General features: G+C 64.6%; 16 protein-coding genes. 10 read left to right on the forward strand and 6 right to left on the reverse strand.

Annotated elements, in window-relative coordinates; all coding sequences use genetic code 11:
• The 3 genes from gltB to AAGI46_06075 all read left to right on the forward strand — a co-directional run.
• Positions 1 to 4,702, forward strand: a 4,702-nt coding sequence (gene gltB, locus AAGI46_06065; GenBank protein ID MEM1011771.1) for a glutamate synthase large subunit, incomplete at its 5' end; no start/stop codon positions are given.
• Between the two features lie 40 nt (positions 4,703 to 4,742).
• Positions 4,743 to 4,982 carry a hypothetical protein gene (locus tag AAGI46_06070; GenBank protein ID MEM1011772.1) on the forward strand — a complete coding sequence of 80 codons (240 nt, stop codon included), beginning with the start codon at positions 4,743 to 4,745 and terminating at the stop codon, positions 4,980 to 4,982.
• A 22-nt stretch (positions 4,983 to 5,004) separates the two neighbouring features.
• Positions 5,005 to 5,382, forward strand: coding sequence for a helix-turn-helix transcriptional regulator (locus AAGI46_06075; GenBank protein MEM1011773.1), 378 nt, complete (start codon positions 5,005 to 5,007; stop codon positions 5,380 to 5,382).
• 9 nt (positions 5,383 to 5,391) lie between these two features.
• Here AAGI46_06075 and AAGI46_06080 read toward each other — a convergent pair whose 3' ends face one another.
• Entirely contained in the window at positions 5,392 to 6,336 is a 945-nt protein-coding gene (locus AAGI46_06080) for an RluA family pseudouridine synthase (GenBank protein MEM1011774.1), read from the reverse strand.
• Positions 6,337 to 6,356: 20 nt separating this feature from the next.
• Here AAGI46_06080 and AAGI46_06085 point away from each other — a divergent pair, with 20 nt between their 5' ends.
• Together AAGI46_06085 and AAGI46_06090 are read left to right on the forward strand one after the other, a co-directional pair.
• Positions 6,357 to 7,904: a gamma-glutamyltransferase family protein gene (locus AAGI46_06085; protein ID MEM1011775.1), complete on the forward strand. Its 1,548-nt coding sequence runs from the start codon at positions 6,357 to 6,359 to the stop codon at positions 7,902 to 7,904.
• A 27-nt stretch (positions 7,905 to 7,931) separates the two neighbouring features.
• Complete coding sequence (locus tag AAGI46_06090; GenBank protein ID MEM1011776.1) at positions 7,932 to 9,434, forward strand: glutamate synthase subunit beta; 1,503 nt, start codon at positions 7,932 to 7,934, stop codon at positions 9,432 to 9,434.
• Between the two features lie 166 nt (positions 9,435 to 9,600).
• Here AAGI46_06090 and AAGI46_06095 read toward each other — a convergent pair whose 3' ends face one another.
• Positions 9,601 to 10,533, reverse strand: a complete 933-nt coding sequence (locus tag AAGI46_06095; protein ID MEM1011777.1) for a PEP-CTERM sorting domain-containing protein — start codon at positions 10,531 to 10,533, stop codon at positions 9,601 to 9,603.
• Between the two features lie 123 nt (positions 10,534 to 10,656).
• Here AAGI46_06095 and AAGI46_06100 point away from each other — a divergent pair, with 123 nt between their 5' ends.
• Positions 10,657 to 11,823: a substrate-binding domain-containing protein gene (locus AAGI46_06100; protein MEM1011778.1), complete on the forward strand. Its 1,167-nt coding sequence runs from the start codon at positions 10,657 to 10,659 to the stop codon at positions 11,821 to 11,823.
• Between the two features lie 11 nt (positions 11,824 to 11,834).
• On the opposite strand, the gene AAGI46_06105 is transcribed toward AAGI46_06100, so the two are convergent.
• Both AAGI46_06105 and AAGI46_06110 read right to left on the reverse strand, forming a co-directional pair.
• Positions 11,835 to 13,178 (reverse strand): endonuclease/exonuclease/phosphatase family protein, encoded by a 1,344-nt coding sequence (locus tag AAGI46_06105; protein MEM1011779.1) that lies wholly within the window; start codon positions 13,176 to 13,178, stop codon positions 11,835 to 11,837.
• A 9-nt stretch (positions 13,179 to 13,187) separates the two neighbouring features.
• Positions 13,188 to 14,633: a carotenoid oxygenase family protein gene (locus tag AAGI46_06110; protein MEM1011780.1), complete on the reverse strand. Its 1,446-nt coding sequence runs from the start codon at positions 14,631 to 14,633 to the stop codon at positions 13,188 to 13,190.
• Positions 14,634 to 14,840: 207 nt separating this feature from the next.
• On the opposite strand from AAGI46_06110, the gene AAGI46_06115 reads away from it, so the two are divergent.
• Positions 14,841 to 16,379, forward strand: coding sequence for an aldehyde dehydrogenase family protein (locus AAGI46_06115; protein MEM1011781.1), 1,539 nt, complete (start codon positions 14,841 to 14,843; stop codon positions 16,377 to 16,379).
• Between the two features lie 72 nt (positions 16,380 to 16,451).
• Here AAGI46_06115 and AAGI46_06120 read toward each other — a convergent pair whose 3' ends face one another.
• Entirely contained in the window at positions 16,452 to 16,898 is a 447-nt protein-coding gene (locus AAGI46_06120; GenBank protein MEM1011782.1) for an SRPBCC family protein, read from the reverse strand.
• Positions 16,899 to 16,931: 33 nt separating this feature from the next.
• Positions 16,932 to 18,215 carry a PEP-CTERM sorting domain-containing protein gene (locus AAGI46_06125; GenBank protein MEM1011783.1) on the reverse strand — a complete coding sequence of 428 codons (1,284 nt, stop codon included), beginning with the start codon at positions 18,213 to 18,215 and terminating at the stop codon, positions 16,932 to 16,934.
• A 177-nt stretch (positions 18,216 to 18,392) separates the two neighbouring features.
• Between AAGI46_06125 and AAGI46_06130 the strand changes: the two genes are divergently transcribed.
• From AAGI46_06130 to AAGI46_06140, 3 genes are all read left to right on the forward strand, one after another.
• On the forward strand, positions 18,393 to 20,180 hold the full coding sequence (locus tag AAGI46_06130) for a choice-of-anchor tandem repeat NxxGxxAF-containing protein (protein ID MEM1011784.1): 1,788 nt from the start codon (positions 18,393 to 18,395) through the stop codon (positions 20,178 to 20,180).
• A 134-nt stretch (positions 20,181 to 20,314) separates the two neighbouring features.
• The gene (locus AAGI46_06135; GenBank protein MEM1011785.1) at positions 20,315 to 21,853 is read left to right on the forward strand and encodes a matrixin family metalloprotease; all 1,539 of its coding nucleotides are present in this window, start codon (positions 20,315 to 20,317) and stop codon (positions 21,851 to 21,853) included.
• Between the two features lie 252 nt (positions 21,854 to 22,105).
• On the forward strand, positions 22,106 to 22,267 hold a 162-nt coding region (locus AAGI46_06140), incomplete at its 3' end, for a translation initiation factor IF-3 (protein MEM1011786.1).

Genomic DNA, 22,267 nt, shown 5'->3' on the forward strand with positions numbered 1-22,267 from the left:
CTACGACCCCCGTTTCGAGCACGACAACTGTGGCTTCGGCTTCGTGGCCAACGTGGCAGGGCGGCGATCGCACAGGCTCTTCACGCGGGCGCTCGAAATGCTCACCCACATGGAGCACCGCGGCGGATGCGGGTGTGATCCGGGCAGCGGCGACGGCGCCGGCGTACTGGTCGGCATGCCAGACAGCTTCCTCCGGCGGGCCGCAGGCGAGATCAAGATCGACTTACCACCGGCCGGCGAGTTCGCGGTCGGGATGATGTTCCTCCCGCAGGACACCGTCCAGCGGCGAAAGTGCGAACGACTCTTCGAGCGCGTGCTGGCCGACTACGACATGCAGGTCCTCGGCTGGCGCGACGTGCCGACCGACAACCGCAGCCTCGGCCACGACGCCAAAGAGGCCGAGCCGACGGTCCGCCAAGCGTTCGTCGGCATGCGGCGTAGCTTCTACGACCGAGGCGACTTCAACCGCCGGCTCTACCTGGTCCGCCAACGCGTAGAAAACCACGTCGAGTTCGGCGACGCCCGCGACTGGCCCGATGCGGTCAAGGAGCAGTTCTACCTCTGCACGCTCAGCACCAACCGCCTCGTCTACAAAGGCATGCTGACCGCCCCGCAGCTGGGCACGTACTACCCGGACCTTCTGGACGACGACTTCGCCAGCCACTTCGCGATCGTCCACAGCCGCTTCTCGACCAACACGTTCCCGAGCTGGCGGCTTGCCCATCCGTACCGATATCTCGCCCACAATGGCGAAATCAACACCATCCGCGGCAATCGCAACTGGATGCGGGCCCGTTACGGCAGCCTGAAGTCCGACCGCTTCGGTGCAGAGCTCGACAAGCTGTTCCCGATCCTTTCGAGCTCGACCAGCGACTCGGCGACGCTCGACAATGCCCTGCAGTTCCTCGCCGTCAACGGCCGGAGCATCGCGCATTCGATGCTCATGCTCATCCCCGAGGCGTGGCAGAACGACCCGCGGATGGATCCCGAGCTTCGCGCGTTCTACGAGTACCACGCGTGTCTCATGGAGCCGTGGGACGGCCCGGCAGGCGTTGCGTTTACCAACGGCCGACAGCTCGGTGCCGTGCTCGACCGCAACGGTCTCCGGCCCGCACGCTACTACCTGACGCACGACGACATGCTCGTCATGGGCAGCGAGGCGGGGGCGATTGAGTTGCCGCCGGAGGACATCAAGCAGAAGTGGCGTCTCCAGCCGGGCAAGATGCTCCTGGCCGACTTCGAGCAGGGTCGCATCATCGACGATGGCGAACTCAAGGGCGACCTGCTCGACGCCCGCCCTTGGGCGCGGTGGCTTCGCGAGAGCCTGGTCGACGTCGAGGCCCGCATGGCCGAGGAGCGGTCGAAGGACATCCGCGGCAGCTTCGCCTCGCCGACGGGCCCGCGTGTTGGTGCCTCGCCCGAGCCCGTCCGCGACCACGACGGCCTGTCGACCGAAACGATGAAGCCGACCGGCGATCGCGACGCGTCTGGCGATGCACTGCTCAAAGCGCAACGTGCCTTCGGCTACACGAACGAAGACCTGCGGATGCTCATCTACCCGATGGCTGCCTCTGGTGCCGAGGCCGTGGGCAGCATGGGCGCAGACACGCCGTTGGCATGTCTGTCAGATCGGCCGCAGCCGCTGTTCAACTACTTCAAGCAGCTGTTCGCCCAGGTAACGAATCCGCCGCTGGACGCGATTCGCGAAGAGATGGTGACGAGTCTCGTCACGTACCTCGGCCACGAGAAGAACCTGCTCGACGAGTCGCCCGACCACGCGCGGCTACTCAAGCTGCGCGGGCCGATCATTTCCAGTGAAGAGCTTGCCTGGATCCGCGACTTTGGCGAGTCGAAGGAAGGCTCCGAAGACTTCTCGTCAGCGACGGTGCCGTTCCTGTTCGATCGTCCGTCGGACGACGCGACTGACGAAGAGGTCGCCGCAGCGTTGGAACTGGCGGTCGACGAGCTGTGCCACGAAGTCAGTGAGGCCGTCCACGACGGCCGAAACATCATCGTCCTTTCCGACCGCGGTGTGAGCGAAGACCGCGTGCCGATTCCGTCACTCCTGGCCGTCGCGGCGGTCCATCACTACTTGATCCGTGACGGCACGCGGAACCAGTGCGGCATCATCGTCGAGACGGGCGAGGCCCGCGAAGGCCACCACTTCTGCTGTCTGCTTGGTTACGGAGCCGGGGCGATCAACCCGTACCTGGCGCTTGAGACGATCAGCGACCTGCACGCCGACGGTCTGCTCCCGCCGCAAGACTCGGCCGAGGCCGCCAAGCGGAACTACGTCAAGGCCGCCCACAAGGCGATCCTGAAGGTCGCGAGCAAGATGGGCATCAGCACCGTCCAGAGCTATCGCGCCGCCCAGATTTTCGAGGCCCTCGGCATCGGCGAGAACGTCATCGATCGCTACTTCGTCGACACGCCCAGCCGCATCGGCGGCATCGGCATGGCCGAGATCGGACGCGAGGCGATCATGAAGCACCGCGTCGCTTACCCGCGTGTGGAAGCGGAGAAGGCCCGCGTTCTTGATGCCGGCGGCTACTACCAGTGGCGGCGCGACGGCGAGTACCACCAGTGGAATCCGAACACCGTCGCCAAGCTGCAGCACGCGGTTCGCGTCGATTCGAAGAAGTCGTACGACCAGTACGCCAAGCTCGTCGACGACGACGCCCGGGCCAAGAGCACGCTGCGTGGCCTGATGACGATCGAGCCGAAGAATGAGGCGGTGCCACTCGACGAGGTCGAATCGGCCAAGGAGATCGTCAAGCGGTTCGCCACCGGTGCAATGAGCTTTGGCTCGATCAGTGCCGAGGCGCATGAGACGCTCGCCATTGCCATGAACGAGATCGGCGGCAAGAGCAACTCGGGCGAGGGCGGCGAAGATCCGGACCGCTACATCCAGCTCGGCGTCAACGGCGAGGCGAGGAGCAATCCGCGACGCAGTGCTATCAAGCAGGTCGCCTCCGGCCGATTCGGCGTGCACGGCGAGTACCTCCGCAACAGCGACCAGATTCAGATCAAGGTCGCCCAGGGTGCCAAGCCGGGTGAGGGCGGCGCGCTAAGCGGTCAGAAGGTCGACGAGACGATTGCCCGCGTCCGCCATTCCACGCCGGGCGTCGGCCTGATCTCGCCGCCGCCGCACCACGACATCTACTCGATCGAGGACCTCGCGCAGCTCATCCACGACTGCAAGAACATCAACCCGCAGGCGGACGTCAGCGTCAAGCTCGTTAGCGAAGTCGGCGTCGGCACGGTCGCGGCCGGCGTCGCCAAGGCCAAGGCCGACCACATCGTCATCGCCGGCTTCGACGGCGGCACGGGCAACGCTGCGTTGTCGTCCATCAAGCATTGCGGCCTGCCGTGGGAGCTGGGCCTCGCCGAGACGCAGCAGACGCTTCTCAAAAACGGCTTGCGTGGTCGCATCCGTCTTCAGGCCGACGGCGGCATGAAGACTGGCCGCGATGTGGTGATCGCTGCGCTACTCGGTGCGGAAGAAGTCGGCTTCAGCACGGCCCCGCTCATTGCGCTCGGCTGCATCATGATGCGGGTCTGCCACCTCAACACGTGTCCGGTCGGCATCGCGACGCAGGACCCGGAGCTTCGCAAGAAGTTCGTCGGAACGCCGGAGAATGTGATCAACTTCATGTTCTTCATCGCCGAGGAGGTGCGCGAGCACATGGCCAAGCTCGGCTTCCGCACGTTCGACGAGATGGTCGGCCGCAGCGACTGCCTGAAGTTCGCCGACCTGTCGGCTCATCCGAAGCTGCGTCACCTCGACCTGTCACCGATCGTCCGTCACGTCGAGCCGCGTGAGAATGATGCACCGCGCAACATCATCGAGCAGGATCACGAACTGGACCGCGCGCTCGACAACCGCCTGATCGAACTGGCCGAGCCGGCACTGGACCGAGGCGAGAAGGTTCATGCCGAAGTGCCAGTTCGGAACGTCAACCGGACCTGCGGCACCATGCTCAGCGGCAAGGTCGCGGAGAAGTTCGGCCTGCGTGGGCTGGACGACGACACGATCCGCTTCCAGTTCTCCGGCACGGCTGGGCAGAGCTTCGGCGCGTTCCTCGCGAAGGGCGTGACGCTCGAACTCGAAGGCGACGCCAACGATTACGTCGGCAAGGGCCTTTCCGGCGGACGCGTCGTGGTCTACCCACCCGACGAGAGCACCTTCAAAGCGGAAGAGAACATCATCGCCGGCAACGTGATCGGCTACGGCGCGATCGCTGGCGAGCTGTTCCTCCGCGGCGTCGTCGGTGAGCGGTTCTGCGTCCGAAACAGCGGCGCAAACGCGGTGGCCGAGGGCTGCGGCGACCACGGCTGCGAATACATGACCGGCGGGCGTGTCCTCCTGCTCGGCAAGACCGGTCGCAACTTCGCCGCAGGCATGTCGGGCGGCATCGCCTACGTCTACGACCCCGACGACGATCTGGCCGCGCGATGCAACATGGAGATGGTCGAACTCGGCCCCGTCGACGAGGCGGACGATCTCGAGACGGTGCGACGCCTGATGACCCGGCACGTCGAGCTGACCAACAGCCCGGTCGCCCGCGGGATGCTGGAGCACTTCGACTCAGCGATCTCGTTTTTCAAGCGCGTGATGCCCATCGACTACCGGCGCGTGCTCGAAGAACGTCGGATGCGGGCAGTCGCAACGAACACGTCGGCCGCTTCCGCGGCGACATGATTGTTGACCATTTGTCAACAATCTGGTATCTTGTAGTTCGATGGATCGCTTCGAACAGGCGCGAGCGGTTCGCGCACTCGCGGTCGACGCTCTCCACGAGGCGGCGACCCTCCGGCGACGGATCGACGACCTGCGTTGGGCGTGCGAGGACCTCGAAGATGCTTTGATCGATCTGGATCAAGCGATAGAGGCACACATCACGCCGCAGATTCAGGATGCAACAAATGCGGTTGTCGAGATCTACCTCATTGTCACCAAAATGACGGGTCCACTGGGCTGAGTCTTTCCGAGAAAGAAACACGATGCGACGTCCCCGCCGAACGAAGTTCAACGATCAGGCCAAGGCCGTTGTCGAGTATCTCATCAGCGAACACGACATGACCGTGACGCAGATCGCCGAGATCTGCCAGGTCGATAAGTCGTTCATCAGCCGCTGCAAGAATGGCGAGCGTGAGTTGAGCTACGACCATTTGGATCGTTTGTCGCTCGCTCTGGACGTCGTCCCCGGTGCGCTCTTGTTCGCAGCGATGCCGATGAGAGTGCCGCACCGGAATCCACGGCTTCGCGAACTTCATGAACAGTGCGTCGCTTTGCTCAACGCGGCGAGTCCTGGCTTCCAGAAACCAAAGAAGAGGAAGCGTGACGACGGTGAGACCCCGCCGACGTCTGCGGCGGCGTGAGATGATGCATCACCGCTGCCGATTCGGGTAGAGCCAATCCGCAAGATCCGCCGGCCAGTCGCGTTCGAAGAACAGCGGCTGGCCGGTCTTGGGATGGGCGAAACCAAGAAACCGCGCGTGGAGCGCCTGACGCGGCGGCGGGTCGGCTTCCTTGCCCGTGCCGTAGAGCTTGTCGCCGCAGATCGGGTGGCCGAGTTCGGAGAGGTGGATGCGAATCTGATGCGTCCGTCCGGTCTCCAGCCGGCACTCGACGAGGCCCAGCTCCCCAATGTCGCCGCTGGGCTGGACGTGCGTGATCGCGCGTTGGGCTCGTTCGTCGCTTTGGCCCGGCTTGAGGCTGCCGCGTTTCCCGTCGCCACGATCGCGGACGATCAGCGTGTTCACCGTCCGTCTCGGCGGCGGGCCGTTGCGGGTGACGGCGGCGTAGACGCGGTCAATGTCGTGCGCCTGAAACCGGCGGATCAGCTCGCGCTCGGCACCAGCGTTTCGAGCGAAGATCATCAGGCCGCTGGTGTCACGATCGAGCCGGTGGACCGGAAAGACCGTCTTGCCGCGATCGTGTGGGCGACTCAGTCGTTTCGTGAGCAGTTCGTCGAGCGTCGGTTGCCGCTCGCGTCGTTCGCGACTCATCTTCGACTCGCGCGGCTCTCGCACGCTCACAATGCCTGCCGGTTTGTCGACGACCACGACGTCGCGGTCCTGGTAGACGATGTCGAGGTCTTTGGCTTCCTTCGGCTTGGCGGCCGGGGTGTCGAGTAGGTTGACGACGTCGCCGGTCTTGAGTCGCCGAGCCGGGTCGAGACAGAGGTTGCCATGGACGGCGACGCGTCGCTCGAAGACGCGCATCTCCGCCTCGCCCCACGAAACGCGGAGCTTCTGCTTAAGCACCGCCCCGAGCGTCTTGCCGCCCAGTTCCTGGCTCACGTGGATGATCTGGCCCGCCGCCTTTGCCACGCGGCAGGTTACGCTCTGCCATGCAGCCGCTTTCGGGTCGCCAGCCGGTTCATGCTCGGAACGTCGTCGCGACGAGTCAGCCGCTGGCGACGCAGGCCGGTCTTGAAATGCTAAGCCTCGGCGGCAGCGCGGTCGACGCGGCCATCGCGGCGGCGGTGTGTCTGACCGTCGTCGAGCCGACCAGCAACGGCATCGGCGGCGACCTGTTTGCAATCGTCAACGACGGCGATGACCTCGTCGGCCTCAATGCCAGCGGCCGATCGCCAGCTGCGTGGACGCCGGACCGCTTCGCAGGTCTTGACAAGATGCCGTGGCGCGGCTGGGACAGCGTCACATTGCCGGGCTGCGTCGCCGGCTGGGTTGACCTCAGCGATCGATTCGGTCGGCTCCCTTTTAAGCAACTTTTCGAGCCGGCTATTCACCAAGCCCGAGACGGCTTCCCGGTCAGCCCGATCACAGCAGATGCCTGGAAGCGTGCTGAGACCGTCTTTGGTGAGCCGGCATTCGTCGACACGTTCCTGCCGGCACCGGCCTCGAGTGAGGTCTGGCGGAGCGAAGGCCATGCTTCGACTTTGCAGGCAATCGCCGACTCGAAGGGCGAGTCGTTCTACCGCGGCGATCTCGCAAGACAGATCGTCGCCGCAAGCGATGCCGGCGGTGGGTCGATGACGCTGGCCGACCTCGCCTCCCACGAGAACCTCTGGCACACCGAAACGGAGCTGATGCGGACCGACGCCCTCGGCGTCTCGCTCTACGAAATGCCGCCCAACGGCCAGGGCATCGCGGCCTGCCTTGCCCTCGGAATCTGCCAACGCCTCGACTGCGACGACTGGCACAGCGAGCAAGGCCTCCACCTCCAGATCGAGGCGATGAAGCTCGCTTTTGCTGACCTGCACACACACGTCGCGGACCGCGACGTGATGTCGTTCGATCCCGCGGCGTTGCTCAACGAGACTTACCTCGACGAGCGTGCCAAGCTGATCGACCGTGAGCGAGCCACGACCTACGCGGCCGGCGTGCCCACCGACGGCGGCACGGTGAACCTCGTCGCCTGCGACGCCGACGGTCTGATGATCTCGCTCATCCAGAGCAACTACGCCGGCTTCGGCAGCGGCATCGTCGTGCCCGGCACCGGCATCGCCCTGCAGAATCGCGGTGCCGGCTTCGTCACAACGCCTGGGCATCCGAACCAGGTCGGCCCGAGCAAGCGGCCGTTCCACACGATCATCCCCGGCTTCGTCAAACGCGACGGCAAGCCGCTTCTGCCGTTCGGCCTGATGGGCGGCCCGATGCAGGCGCAGGGCCACCTGCAGCTCATGCTCCGCGTCTTCGCCAGCGGCCAGGGCGTACAGCACGCCATCGACGCCCCACGCTGGCAGGTCATGGGAGGTTTGAAAGTGCTCGTCGAGCCCGGTCTCGACGCCGACGCCCTGCGCCACCGCGGTCACGAAGTCACCGTTTCCGACTTCCGCCCCTTCGGCGGGGCACAGCTCGCCCAACGCCTCGAAAACGGCACCTACGCCGCCGCCAGCGACCCACGCAAAGACGGTCACGCCGGCGGCTTTTGAGCGGTCCGGGTCGTAGACTTCCCGACGATGGGTAAGCCGACGGGATTCAAAGAGATCGCGCGTGAGACCAGGCGGCGGAGGCCTGTGGAGCTGCGCATCAAGGACTGGGACGAGATCTACATCCCGCTCGAAGACCAGAACCTCCGCAATCAGGGTGCCCGCTGCATGGATTGCGGCGTCCCGTTCTGCAACAACGGCTGTCCGCTGGGCAACCAGATCCCCGACTGGAACGACCTGGTCTATCGCGATCGCTGGTACGAGGCATACCAGTCGCTGGCTCGCACGAACAACTTCCCCGAGTTCACCGGCCGCATCTGTCCGGCCCCGTGCGAGGAGGCGTGCGTTCTGTCGCTCAACGACCGGCCGGTGACGATCAAGAGCATCGAGCAGGCGATCGCGGATCGGGCATTCGAGGAAGGCTGGGTCGTCGCGGAGAAGCCGGACCCGACCAAGCGGACCGGCAAGAAGGTTGCCGTCATCGGCAGCGGGCCGGCTGGCATGGCGGCGGCGCAGCAGCTCAATCGGGCAGGGCACGACGTCGTCGTCTTCGAACGCGACGACCGCGCCGGTGGCCTGATGGTCTACGGCATTCCGGACTTCAAGATGGACAAGGCCAAGGTCCAGCGACGCGTCGACCTGCTGGCCGAGGAAGGCATCGAGTTCCGCTGCGGCGTCAATGTCGGCAAGGACGTCACGACGGCCGAGCTCCAGGCGGAGTTCGACGCGATGATCCTGTGCAACGGCGCGACCAAGGCCCGCGATGTGAATGTGCCGGGGCGTGACCTGTCGGGCATCCACTACGCGATGACTTATCTGCCGCAGCAGACGCGCGAGAACCTCGCCGGCGTGCAGACCGAGGGAGACCAGATCTTTGCTGAGCAACAGATCAACGCCGCCGGCAAGCACGTGGTCATCATCGGCGGCGGCGACACGGCGGCGGACTGCCTCGGGACCGCACTCCGGCAGGGGGCCAAGTCGATCACGCAGTTCGACATCAACGCCCAGCCCCCCGAGGAGCGCGAGCCGCTCAAGACCTGGCCCAACTGGCCGATGGTTTTGCGCACCAGTGCCGCTCATGAAGAGGGCGCCGAGATCCACGGGCGCGACCTCCGCGACTACGCCGTCCTCACGAAGAGCTTCGTCGGCGACGGCCAAGGCAACGTCAAAGCGATCAAGGGCGTCCGCATCGAGAGCTTCAAGGACGACCAGGGCGTTCGCCACGTCACCGAGCTCGACGACGGCGGCTTCGAACTGCCGTGCGACCTCTGCCTGCTCGCCATCGGGTTCACGGGCCCCGACCCCGTCGGCCCGATCGGCGATCTCGACCTCACGCTCACCGAACGCGGCGCGGTCAAGGTCGATGACGACTACATGACCAGCTGCGACGGCGTCTTTGCGGCCGGCGACGCGCGGCGTGGGCAGAGTCTGGTTGTCTACGCCATCAGCGAAGGACGTCAGGCCGCGCGGTGCTGCGACGAGTGGCTGATGGGCCGGCCGAGCGACCTGCCCTTCATGCACTTGGAGCTTTGACCCCGCCGTCTGTGTTGCCGACGAAAAGAACGATCGAGTGCGTTTTGGAACCCAGATGATCGTTCCAACCGAGGTCATCCAGAGCGGATTCGAATCATTCGTCGTGTTCGGTGGCACTGCATCCTTGCAGTGGCACCAGAGCCCGATCAGTGAATTCGCTCTAACTTCAGTTTTGCCCGCGGCGACGGCGGAGGCTGAGCATGCCGACGGCGGCCGCGATAACCAGCGCCGAGCCCGGCTCTGGAATGGCTGACGGATCGCTCACCGGCGACAGCGTTAGGAAGTCGATGATGCCTTCGACCTGATCGTCCGTCAGGGCACCCGTGTAGACGATCGCCGCCGAGACGAAGACGTCGGAGTCGGCAAGTCCACCGCCGGCGACGGAACTGGTGCTGCCGGTGCGGACGTCGCCGAGGAAGAACTGATCGCTCGATGTGTTGTTGGCAGCACTGCCGCCGTTGTCGACCGGCCCGATGGTGATGTTGGTCGTGCCGCCGGTGAACTGCCAGTTGGTCACGATGCCGCTGTCGAAGCGGGCGGCTCGTACGAGCAACTCGTCGGCCGGATCGTCCGCTCCGGTGTTGTTGCCGTTGTCGTAGCGAAGCGACCCATCAGCCGCGAGGTGGAAGTTGTTGACGTCGCCCGTGAGTGCCGAAGGCGAGCCAATGCCACCCGGTCGCACGCTCGACTCTCCTGCTCCGTTGGCGTCGGAGGAGTAGACGAGGAAAACGGTGACTTCGCTCAGGGTGCTCCCGGTCGTCAGGTCAGTCCCGAGCAAGTCGTTGGCCGAGTCGCTGAACAAGATGCCGTCGACGTTCTGGCCAGCAAAAGCGCCGGTGGTGGCGTTGAAGGTCGATGCCGTCGGAACGGTCGGGCTCGTGAAGGCGGGCGACGTACCGACCGGGAGTATCAGGTCGTTGCCGTTCCCGCTCGAGTCGATCCAGGTCGTTCCGTCGAAGTTGGTTCCGGCCTCACGCGCCCAAAGTACGAGGCTTCCCGAAACGCTCGGATCGTTCGGCAAAATCGGGCTGGCGGTCGCGAGCAACGGGCAAAGCAGCGTGGGCAGGGCGATGAAGGTCGTGGTGGTGATGATGCGCATGGTTCCTCCGAAGGGGATCGTGATTCTCCGGCAGTCTCCGGCGAGACTGCCTTCGAAAAGTAACCCGACGTTCGCGATACAGCTTGACTTGTTCGGTCACGTACTTGACATAGAGTGACAATCTTGACGAAACACAGGCTCCAGATCGCCGCCCTGTTCGATCCCTATCTGCCGCAGCTGCGCGACGTCATTCGCGGCATGATCGATTTCGTCAGCGAACGCCAGCCTGACTGGGAGATCGTGATGGCCCACCTTGCGGTCAAGGACACGCCCTCCAAGGAGCCGATCGCGCTGTCGCGATTCGACGGATTCATCGATTCCAATCCGTTGCCGCGCACGACGCGATTCCTGAGCGGACGGCCGACGGTTCTGCTGGAAGAGACCCGGATCGACAGGGGAATCCCGATCGTTTGCACGGACATGAGTGGTGTCGGGCGGGCCTGTGCCGAGCACCTTGTCGAGTCGGGCCTTCGACAGTTCGCGGTCGTCACGTCGCCCGGGTCCGAGCGCGGTCCCGACCGGCTGCGTCGCGACGGCTTCCGGTACTGTCTTCGCGGGCACGGATTCGACGAGCCGACCGTTTTCCAGAGTGGCGTTCGCATGGATGCCTCTGCTGAGTGGTCGTGGGAGGATCAGGTCGATGACCTGTCCGATTGGCTCGCAGCGCAGCCCCGCCCGATCGGCGTGATGGCGGTCGACATCGCCTACGGCTGGCGAACCCTGACCGCCACGCAACACGCGGGTCTTCGCGTCCCTGAAGATGTCTGTCTTGTCGTCGGCGGCGACGACGAGCTGATCCTCGGCGGACTTAGACCCTCGCTTTCAGGGGTTGCATACCACCAGAAGCGTGTCGGGTTTCAGGCCGCCGAAGTCCTCCACCGCATTCTCAGCGGCGAGCAGGTGCCGTCGCTACAACGAGTCAGGCCGCTCGGTGTGATCGAGAGGCAGTCCAGCCTCTTCATCGCAAGCGAGGACCCCTTGGTCGAGAAGATGATGCAATACATCTGGCGTCACGTCGAAAAGGGCGTCACGGTCCAGCAGATCACGGCTCTCGTCCCCGTGTCGCAAAGAACCCTCGTCAGACGGTTCGAAAAAGCGATCGGCCGAACACCGCACGAAGAGATCCGGCGATCGCAATTGCAGACCGCTCGTCGACTTCTGACGACGACTGATTTCTCACTCCGCGAGGTGGCGGCGCGTTCAGGCCTGGGCACGCCGACCAATCTCAGCCAGGCCGTCCGCCGCGTGGCGGGCGTAAGTCCGTCCGAACTCCGCCGCCAGCATCGTTGACCTATCGGCAGCTAGTGGTCGGGAATCACAAGATCGGCGACCATGAGCAGGTGATCGCTGGCGAGACTGTCGGATGCGAGGAGTCCGTGCCGGGCGAGTGTCGCATCGTCCAGGTCGGCCGTGTCCAGCACGAACGCCTGTTTCGCCGTGATGGAGCTCGCATGCGTGATCAGGTCCAGCCGTCCAGGCCAGAACGACTCCGTCGGGCTCAGGCCGCGCCAGGTCACGGCCGTGTCTTCGCCGAGCTGTGTCGGCAAGGTCTCGCTCAAGCGCAGCGGCGCGTCGGTGAGCATGTCCAGCGGCCTGCGTGAGCCGACTAGGTTGTAGTCGCCGGCCACGATGATCGGATGGTTCTCGGCGTGTAGTCGGAGTGCCTCGATGAGTGCAGTCACCTCGGCCACGCGCTGATCGTCCTCTGGACTCCCGGCAAAGCCACAGCACTTGAGGTGCACACTGACGACGAGCGGATCGCCTTTGCCGATGCCGTCGCCGTTCGCATCGATGATGGCCGCCGCGCCACGAACACCGCTGCCGAGCGAGATCGGTTGCATGTCGTTTCGGCTGGCGACCGCACAACCCAGGCCATCGGCGACGACGTTCCATCGACCCTCGAGACCGCGATCGAGGACGCGTTTGACGCTCCGCGCAGCCGCGGCCGTGTCTGGAACTTCGCCTTCGTCGCGGTCGGGTAAGTCCTCGCGTGCCACCGCCTCCTGCAATGCGATGACGTCCGCATCGACCGCGGCCAGCAATCGGCTGACCTGCCGACCACGCCCCGCGTCGGCGTGCCCGTCCCATAGGACGTTCATCACTGCCAGTCGCAGTCCGCCGTCTCGATCGAGCGAGGTCCCCGGCGCCTGGCCCACATGCTGCTCCGCCAACGTCACTTCCACCGGTTCTACGTCGTCGCTACCCGATACCGAAATCACCACGACGTCTCCCGGCGACGCCAGTCGGCCCAGATCGAACCGCAGTTCCTGTCGCGTCGCCGCGTAGGTCGGCAGCGCGTTGAACCGCAGGACCGCCCATGGCACGGCCACACCGTCCAGCGTCGCGGACCGTCCACGCAGGTCGATCGCCAGCACGCGCCCGTCCGGCAGGGAGAGCGAGATCACCAGTGTGCCCTCGTCCATCGGGCCAGACTGCAGGTTCAGCGGCTCGGTCAGCGTGAGGTCGAGGAACACGGTGGTGCCCTCGACGACGCCGGACACCCGCGTCACGTCGAAGGCCGCTCGCGCATCGCCCGCTGGGTCCTCCAAAGCGAACGCAGGTTCCACCGCTCGCCAGTCGTCGAAGCGGCCGTCAAGCGTGATGGTCGGCGAGGCAACGAGCAGCGAGGCGATGAGGCCGTACATGGCCGGAGGCTACGCGAAGTACCGACCGTGAAAGCCAAACGGCACCACATGCGGCGTAACGGCTCGCCCGATCTCCTGCAGGTCGACCGCATCAAGGACGAGCAGGAAGGACCGCGGCTCGGTGTCGGGTTGGTTTTCCAGCACGACACTCATGAGCACGCCGTCGTCCTCGCCGGTGGCATCGGTCGAGGGTTCTGCGACGAAGATCGGTTCGCCCGGGAAGCAGAAGGGCTCGTTCCAGGCAATCGTCTCGTGCGTCTCGTGGTCGTGTTTGACGATGCGGTCAAGGAATCCCGGGCCCTCCTTGGGTTCGGACAGGGCGTAGCTGTAGCGGTAGCGCTTGCCGCAGAGCGATTCGCGGACTCGAGGGAGCTCGAACGTGTTGTCGAAGAGCGTCTCCTCCTTCGCCTGCCCGCCATTGACGGGAAGCGTGTAGCGGACGAGTCGGCCGTTGTCGGAGTCGACGCCGGTGCGAAGGTTGGCAAGCAGCAGGTCGTTGGCGACGTTGAGTTTGTCGTACACGCAGATGTCGCACACGATCGTGCCGTCATCTGCCTCGTACGCGTTGACGTCATGGAATCCGAAGCATGTCGAGGCCTCACTGACGCCGACGACCTTGCCGGTTGCGCGTTCGATGATGTGGAATCGGACGGGCAAATCATTGTCGGGTGCGAAGCCGTTGAAGAAGCCGGCTTCGGTGTTGCGGACCATCAGCATCCGCAGGGCCGACGTGCGAAGGGGCCACTCGGGCAGGACGATGTAGTTCGACGTGACAGAGAAATCGTGGATGTAGCTCGGCCGGTCGGTTTCGATCTCGGCGATGACCCGTCGTTCACGCGAGCCTGGAGGCGTGCTGGTGAGGACGTAGCTGCTCACGCGTCCGAACCGCAGTCCGTAGCTGATGAGCTCGCCCGTGTCAGGGTCGAGATGCTGATGGGCTGTGCCCTGGTTGACGCCCTGATCGCCACCAAAGTCGAAGATTTCGACGCGTTCGAGCGTTGTCGGATCGAACGCGACAGCGGTTGGCGTTTCCGTGAAGGCGACTGGCTTGCCAGCGACGGGGTGAACGTGCACGCTCGTGTTGTCCGACGTGCCGCCGGCAAACGTGGCTTCCTCTTCACCAAAGAGCTTGCCTGAGGTGTCACGCGTGAAGCCGCCGATCTCGCGGAGCGTCGGGCTCTTCTCCGTGAACAAGGCGTGCGTCTGCGTTCTCAGGAAGTGGTTGCGATAGCTGACGCGCCCATTGTCGAACCCGAAACGGTGGAGCATGCCAAGGCCATCGAACCAGTGGGCGACGCGTGTCCGCCGATCGGGGGTTTCCCACGCCCCTGGTCCGTTGCGAAACAGGGTGCCTGACAGCCACTTGGGAATCCGCCCGACAACGGGCAAGTTGTCCACGGACGTCTCGTCCCAAAGCGACCGAAAGCCCGGTGCGTGAGGCGGTGTTTGATCCATTCGCAAAAGCTACGCGTCGCTACGTCCTCCGGGTCGCTGCTGACACCGAAACGCACCTTTCACACCGCCTGTGAAGAACGCGATTCCGGTGCGACACAGGGCCGCATTTGGTACCATCGCGCGATCGCCCGCGGAGGAACAACTGGAGGATTTCGGGCACAGGGCCCGGCGGGCGTTTCGACTTAACTCGCTCTCTAAGGAGGAGCCATGTCTGCAACTGCAACCAACGGTGTCTCGGCCGCCAACCGCATCAGCGAATACCTGCCCGACGACGCGTCATCGTTTCTCGACAAGCCCAAAAAGCTGTTCATCGGCGGGCAGTGGGTGGATTCGAACTCTGGCAAGACGTTCGACGTCTTCGATCCCGCACGCGACGAAGTGATCGCGAAGTGCCAGGCCGGCAATGCCGCTGACATCGACAAAGCCGTCCAGGCTGCGCGGAAGGCGTTCGGCGAAGACCAGCCCTGGCGCACCATGACCGCCAGCGAGCGGGCACGCATCGTTTACCGCATCGGTGACTTGATCGAGAAGCACGCCGACGAACTGGCCGCGCTTGAGACGCTCGACAACGGCAAGCCGTTGGCGGTTGCCAAGGCTGCCGACGTCGCGCTCGCTGCCGACATCTTCCGCTACATGGCCGGTTGGGCGACAAAGATCGAGGGCAACACGATCCCGATCAATGTCCCCTACGCGCCCAACGCCAAGTTCCACGCCTTCACCGTGCGCGAGCCTGTCGGCGTCGTCGGGCAGATCACACCGTGGAACTTCCCGCTGCTCATGGCCGCGTGGAAGCTCTCGCCCGTTCTGGCGTGTGGCTGCACGGTCATTTTGAAGCCTGCCGAGCAGACGCCGCTGTCGGCCTTGCGTCTCGGCGAGCTCATGCAGGAGGCTGGTCTGCCTGACGGCGTGGTCAACATCGTCACCGGCTTCGGCGAAGAGACCGGAGCGCCGCTCGCGGCGCATGACGGCGTTGACAAGATCGCCTTCACCGGTAGCACCGAAGTCGGCAAGATGATCGTCAAGGCCGCCGCGGGCAACCTGAAGAAGGTCACGCTCGAACTCGGCGGGAAGAATCCCAACATCATTCTCCCCGATGCCGATCATGAGCTGTCCATCGCCGGCGCGGCCGATGCGATCTTCTTCAACCAGGGCCAGGTTTGCTGTGCCGGCAGCCGACTCTTCGCGCACAAGAGCATCTTCGACAAGGTGCTCGAAGGCGTCGGCGAGAAGGCCAAGAACATCAAGCTCGGCAGCGGCTTCGATGCCGACACGCAGATGGGCCCGCTCGTCAGCCGTGAGCAGTTCGATCGCGTCACCGGCTACCTCGACTACGGCCGCGCGACCAACGCCCGCGCCGTCGCCGGCGGCGATAAGTGCGAAGGCATGAAGGGGTATTTCGTCCAGCCGACGGTCTTGGCCGACGTCGACGACTCGTCGCGTCTGGTGACGGAGGAAATCTTCGGCCCGGTCGTCGTCGCGACGCCGTACGAAGACGAGGCTGACCTGATTCGTCGCGCCAACACGACCGACTTCGGCCTGGCAGCAGGCGTGTGGACGAACGACGTCCGCAAGGCCCACCGCGTCGCCGGTGCGATCCGTGCCGGCACGGTCTGGGTCAACTGCTTCAACATCTTCGACGCGGGCCTGCCGTTCGGCGGGTACAAGCAATCCGGCTGGGGCCGCGAGATGGGCCACGAGGTGTTGGAGAACTACCTCGAGACCAAGAGCATCTGCATGTCGCTCTAATCGACCGCGTTTCGAATGATCAGCAGCCCGTGCAATTGCACGGGCTGCTTTGAGTTTGCAACCGAAACACAGCTACGACTCCGCCAGCGCTTTCAGGTTCGCCGCCGCTGTTCGGGTCTGGCCTTTGAGGCCGAGTTTGATCAGAGGCGACAGCAACTTGCCGAAGAAGGCCTTGGGCGTGATCTCGATGACGTGGTGCGTGATGCAGCCGTCGCCGGACGGCTCGACACGGAGGTCGGTGAGGACGTCGAAGGCCTTGTCGGTGTACTTGGCGATCAGCTTGCTCGGCTCTTCGCGTTCGAGGATCTGGCCGGTCATCTCCTGCTGCTTGCCGCCTTGCTTGAAGACATAGTGCAACGTGTCGCCGGGCTGGTTCGACTCGTCGGCGCTGCGGGTCGTGTTGGTGAGGCTCACACACGGCGGAAGCCACTCGGCCGTGCGGGAGAGATCGTCTATCAACGCGAACGTCGTCTCTTGCGACGCGGTGCTCGGCTCGGCGTGTTCGAAGCGGATCGGCATGGCTATCGACATCTTGCCCAAGCAACTGCAGCGTTACAAGCGACGCCCGCGCCGCAGCCCGACGAGCCCGAACCCTGCGATCAGCGCGAGGCTCGCCGACGGCTCGGGCACGACGCCCAGGCTCGCGAGCCACGGCGTGGCGACGGCATCGAACGAGGCCAGGCTTCCGCCGAAGTTGGCTCGCAGAATCCCGAAGTCCGCCAGATCGACCTGGCGATCAGCGTTGAAGTCGCCGTCTTGCCAGAAGCGGTCATCGACGCCGAAGTTCGCCCGAAGCACGCCGAAGTCGGCCAGGTCGACACGCCCGTCCAGGTTCGCATCGCCGAGCGCGATGAGCGTCGTGTCGTCGACGGAGTCGAACAGGTAGCTCCACGCAGGCAGGTAGGTCGGCGTGCCGTCGGACTCGAATGGCATGAACTGGTCGATCACGTTCGCGCTGTGGTAGTTCGCGTCAGGCCCGAGGTCGGCCAGCGAGATCAGCATGTGGCTGGTTAGCTCGTCTTCGGTCTTGCCGTCGACGTTCTGAATCGGGCCGAAGTCTTCGAGCCCGAGCGTCCGCTGATTGCCGAGGAAGCCAGTGATGTTCGGGTCGTCGATGTGCGTGAAGCCGAACAGCCGGTCGGCCGAGGTCGCCGCCGGATCGAAGAGCCACGGAGCCTGGCCGAAGTCGCGAACGAAGTCGCCCGGCCCGCCGAACATCAAGCCGCCCGCCAGCGGGAACTGCTTCGACAGGTACGCGGCATGCCCGGCCCCGTGCGAGTGCCCGCCGACCACGACCCGGCCCCACTCGACGCCGCCCGAACTCGACAGGAATCGGTCCCAACCCTCGTCCGGATGCGCCGTGTGCTGATCCTGCAGCACACGAACGAGCCGATTGACCACGCCGTTCGCCTCGTCGACCTGGACGGGCGAGTCAGGTCCGCCATCCTCGCCGAAGAGCCGCGTCCGCCGAATCGTCTCGGGAAGCTCTGGGTCGGTGTCGTTGAGCGTGAGCAGGTTGACGGGCGGATGGCTGTCGTAGACCAGCCCGATCGTCGGCATCCCCGTCGCCGCGGACGCCTCGGCCAGCAACTGATACTGCGTCGGCGACGCACCCGTCCCGGGCAGCCACAGGAACAGCCGATCACTCGCGGCAAGCGACGGATCGATCGCGATGACATGGTCGCGCGCGAAGCCGTCCGCGTTCGGGAGCACGACGTCGTTGATCGCCGGATCGGTCGTGGTCGGATCGACGAACCGGAGCGTCACCTCGGCCGACGCAACGGCGGCGGACGTTCCAACGGCCAGGACCCCAGCAAGTCGTGCGAGCGTCTCCATGCCCGCCCCAACGCCGACGCGAGCCCGAACATTCCACCCAATCGTGAAATCCGGAGGCGCCCGCTGACGAGGACACAGGCCACAGACCGCACAGTCCTCGTTCGGGACCACGCAAGCAGTTTGTCGCAACCGCCACACGCTTGCGATCGGTCGGCCTCTGTCGCACGATGATGGTCGATGAAGACGATCTGGAAGACGGCGGGTGCGGTGGTCTTGGTGTCGACAAGCGCGGCATGGGCTCAATCGACACCGACGACAACGCCGGTGCTGGGAACAGAGGCGAGCAACCCAATTTCCCAAGGGCTCGGCTGGTGGACGAGGCCGACGCTAAACAACGCTGGCGAGGTGGCCTTGGTCGCTGGCGGTGTGGGGACCGAGAGCCCATTTGGCATCTGGATCGTCGGAGCCGACGGCGTGCCGCGCAATGTCGTTGCGCGAGGTGATCTGCTTCCGGATGCCAGCGACACCTTCCTCGACTTCGGGGGCGTCGGCGTTTCACTGAACGATGCCGGCGACGTGGCGTTCTTCGGACAGTCATCCACCGATACCGTGACCGAAGTTGGCCTGTATGTTTACAAGAATGGTGTGGTAACCGAGATCGGCGACGCGGGTGATGAACTCAGCGATGGCAGGATCCTTTCGAGGTTTGAAATCGGTATTGGTTCAAATGGAGGACCACCGCCGCCGGCACTGATTCGTCCGACGATCAGTGACAACGGCCTGACTGCGGCGATGTACTACTCGCTAACCGGCACATTCGGACTCGGTGTCGTCGCAGGCGGAGGCGACATCGAACCAGTGACTGTCGCTTTCTCTCGCACACCGTCTCCGGCCGGTAGCGACTACGGCGGCTTCATCGGAGCGCCGCCTCCGCCTGTCGATGATCAAGAGCGAGTCGTCCTCTACAGCCAACTAGTCGACAACAGCCGAGGCATCTTTCGAGAGGGAGCGGAAGGCGGCCTCCCGGGTGAAGTGTTGATCCAGCAAGGTATGGAGGTCGCTGGCGAGCTTGTTTCCTTCGAGAGCTCGTTCGTCGGGCGTCCGACGGTCGCTCAGGCCAACGGACTTGTCTACGCCGTCGGTCGAGTCGGGATCGATGAGGTGCCGACAGTCCTTGTCAGTGACGGAGGCACGGTTTCAGCCGTCGCTTCGGCTGGCGATCCGCTGCTGAACCGGCCCGGAGACGTCCTCGATTCGATGGCGGTGCTCGACGCCAACAATGTTGGCCAGGCCGTCGTCGCCGAGCTTGCAGGCAGCTTTCTCAGTGGTGCAGTCCGTGTCGGTCCAGACGGCGCGATTCGAGTTTTCGAAGGCGGTGAGCCAGCGCCTGACGGAAACGGCACATTCGCCATTGGGGCGTTCGGGATTGATGAGCGGATAAGTGCGTCCATCAACGATGCTGGTCAGGTCGCGTTCACCGGCACGCTCCTCGACACGGCCGGCGGCGATGCTGACGATGTCGCGATCTACTTCTTCGATGACCGGCTCGGGCTGCTGACCGTCGCTCGCGAGGGAGACACGTTCAACGGAGACACGCTTACGTTCCTCTTGACTGAGACCGGCCAATTCGGAGGCGGCGACAACGGCGACGCTTTCAATGAGCACGGCCAAATTGCATTCCTGTACGCGACCGCTAGCAGCGGCGGCGTCGCCGTCTGGACGCCGCCTTCGATTGACGACGTTGTGCCCGGCGACGCCAACCTTGACGGCGTCGTCGACCTCGCGGACTTCGGCGTGCTCCGCGCCAACTTCGGCGAGACGTGGGCCTATCTCACCACCGCCGACTTCGACGGCGATCGCGACGTCGATCTGGCGGACTTCGGCATCCTCCGAGCCAACTTCGGCGGGTCGGCGAGCGATCTGGCAACGCTCGACGCCTGGGCCGCGACGGTGCCGGAGCCGACGGGGTTCAGTCTGGTCGGCCTTGTGAGTCTGGGTAGTTTGCGTCGGCGACGCGTTGCCTGAGCCGGGTTCAACGCGAAAAAATATGCGTCTCGGGCGATCCTGCTCCCGCCTCGGGGCGTCTCATGGGGCACACTTGTTGAAACGTGGGTCTGCTGCATCCCCAGCTGGCCAGATCACGAACGAGCATCCTCCGAATGTCCAGCTACAGCTCTGCCGCCGTTTTTGCCACGCTTGTCAGTGGCTCTTGTGCGATCACTGCCGCCGCCATCTCGATGGAAGGGCCGCACCACGTCCACCATCCGGGTTGCATCCACGACGAGCGCCCCGACGGCGGCAGTTCCGGTTCCACGGCCGACTTCATCCTGAATCAGACTTGGGGCCGAACCGCGACTGACGGCTCTGGCCTGCAGCGTGGCGATGCGATGACCATCACCTGGGGCTTCGTCCAGGAGGGCACCAACTGGATCGACGGCACCAGCGATCTGATCAACTTCCTCGACACGAACATCGGTGCCGGACCGGGCGGGAGCGACCTGACGCAGCGGCCGTGGTTCTCGAGCTTCGAGGACTCGTTCGAGCGGTGGGGCGAGCTGAGCGGTCTGAGCTACGTCTACGAGCCCAACGACGACGGCTCGAATCGTTCAAACTCACAGTTCAACGGCGTTCTCGGTGTCCGGGCGGACGTCCGCATCGGCGGCAGCTTCCGCGATGGCAATTCGGGCGTGCTCGCCAGCAACTTCTTCCCCACGTCCGGCGGCGACATGACGCTCGACACGGGCGACGTCAACTTTTACAGCAACGGCGCTGCCAACTTCCGTGGCCTCCGGAACGTCATCATGCACGAGCACGGGCATGGCCTCGGCATGAGCCACGTCGAGAGCAACGACGCCTCGTTCCTCATGGAGCCGTTCATCAACACGAGCTTTGACGGGCCGCAGCTGGACGACATCCGTTCCCTCCACCGTGGCTACGGCGATCGCCTCGAAGCCAACGGCGGCAATGACTCGCTCGCACTGGCGACGAGCCTCGGCAACGCGACCGACACGACCATCGGCATCGGTCTGGATGGCACGAACAACACTCGCGTCGAGCCGGACGATGTCGACTTCATCAGCCTCGACGGCTTCAGCGACGTCGACTTCTTCAGCTTCGATGTTGACTCGGCGGCGCTCGTCGACCTTTCGCTCACGCCGTTTGGTGGCACGTACTCTCAGGGCCCGCAGAACGGCTCGCAGTCGGTCGATGACAACTCGGACGACAACGACCTGACGCTCACCATCTTCGATTCGGACGGTGTCACCCAGCTCGCTCAGGTCAACGACTTCGCCGGCGGCTTCACCGAGTCGCTCAGCAACTTCGTCCTCGACGCGGCAGGCACGTACTACGCCCGGATCACCGGTGCTGTCGATGCGATGGTGTTCTACTCGCTGATCGTTGACGGCGACGGCGTGCTGCTTGGCGATGCGAACCGCGACGGCGTGGTCGACTTGGCCGACTTCGGCATCCTTCGGGCCAACTTCGGCCTGACCGGCGGCTTCGGCGACGCCAACTTCAACAATGACGGCGTCGTTGACCTGACCGACTTCGGCATTCTGAGGTCGAACTTCGGAAACAGCTCGGCTTCGGACCTTGCGATCCTGGATGCCTGGGTCGCCACGATTCCAGAGCCCACGACGGGCCTGTTCGCTCTGGCGAGCGTTGGACTGCTCGCCGGTCGCCGTCGAAGCGCGTGAGGGAGATGCACGCGTGGGACACCGAAGCCGGCCCGCAACACGGGCCGGCTTCGTTTGCGGATTTCAGGCGACGAAAGCCAGGCCAGACGTTAGACTTTGCACAGTCGGGCGGCCGTCGTCCGATGCAGCCTTCGAGCACCTGGTGTTTCTTGCGAAACGCCTGTCCCTGACGGGACCACCGTCGCCGGCCGACGAATGACTCTGAGCCACGGCCCCCGGCGGACTTCACCTGATCCGATCGAGACCCCCTGAATGAGAAGCCGCAGACCGAGGAACCACAACGCCCGCGAAGACGCGTTCTTTCGCCACAACAGACAAATCCGCATCAGCCCGATCCGGCTGATCGATGCCGACGGGGAGATGCAAGGCGTCGTCCCGACCGACCAGGCCCTTCGCATGGCGCAAGACGCCGGC

This window comes from Planctomycetota bacterium (genome assembly GCA_038746835.1).
In the GTDB taxonomy this organism is placed as follows: Bacteria; Planctomycetota; Phycisphaerae; order Tepidisphaerales; family Tepidisphaeraceae; genus JBCDKH01.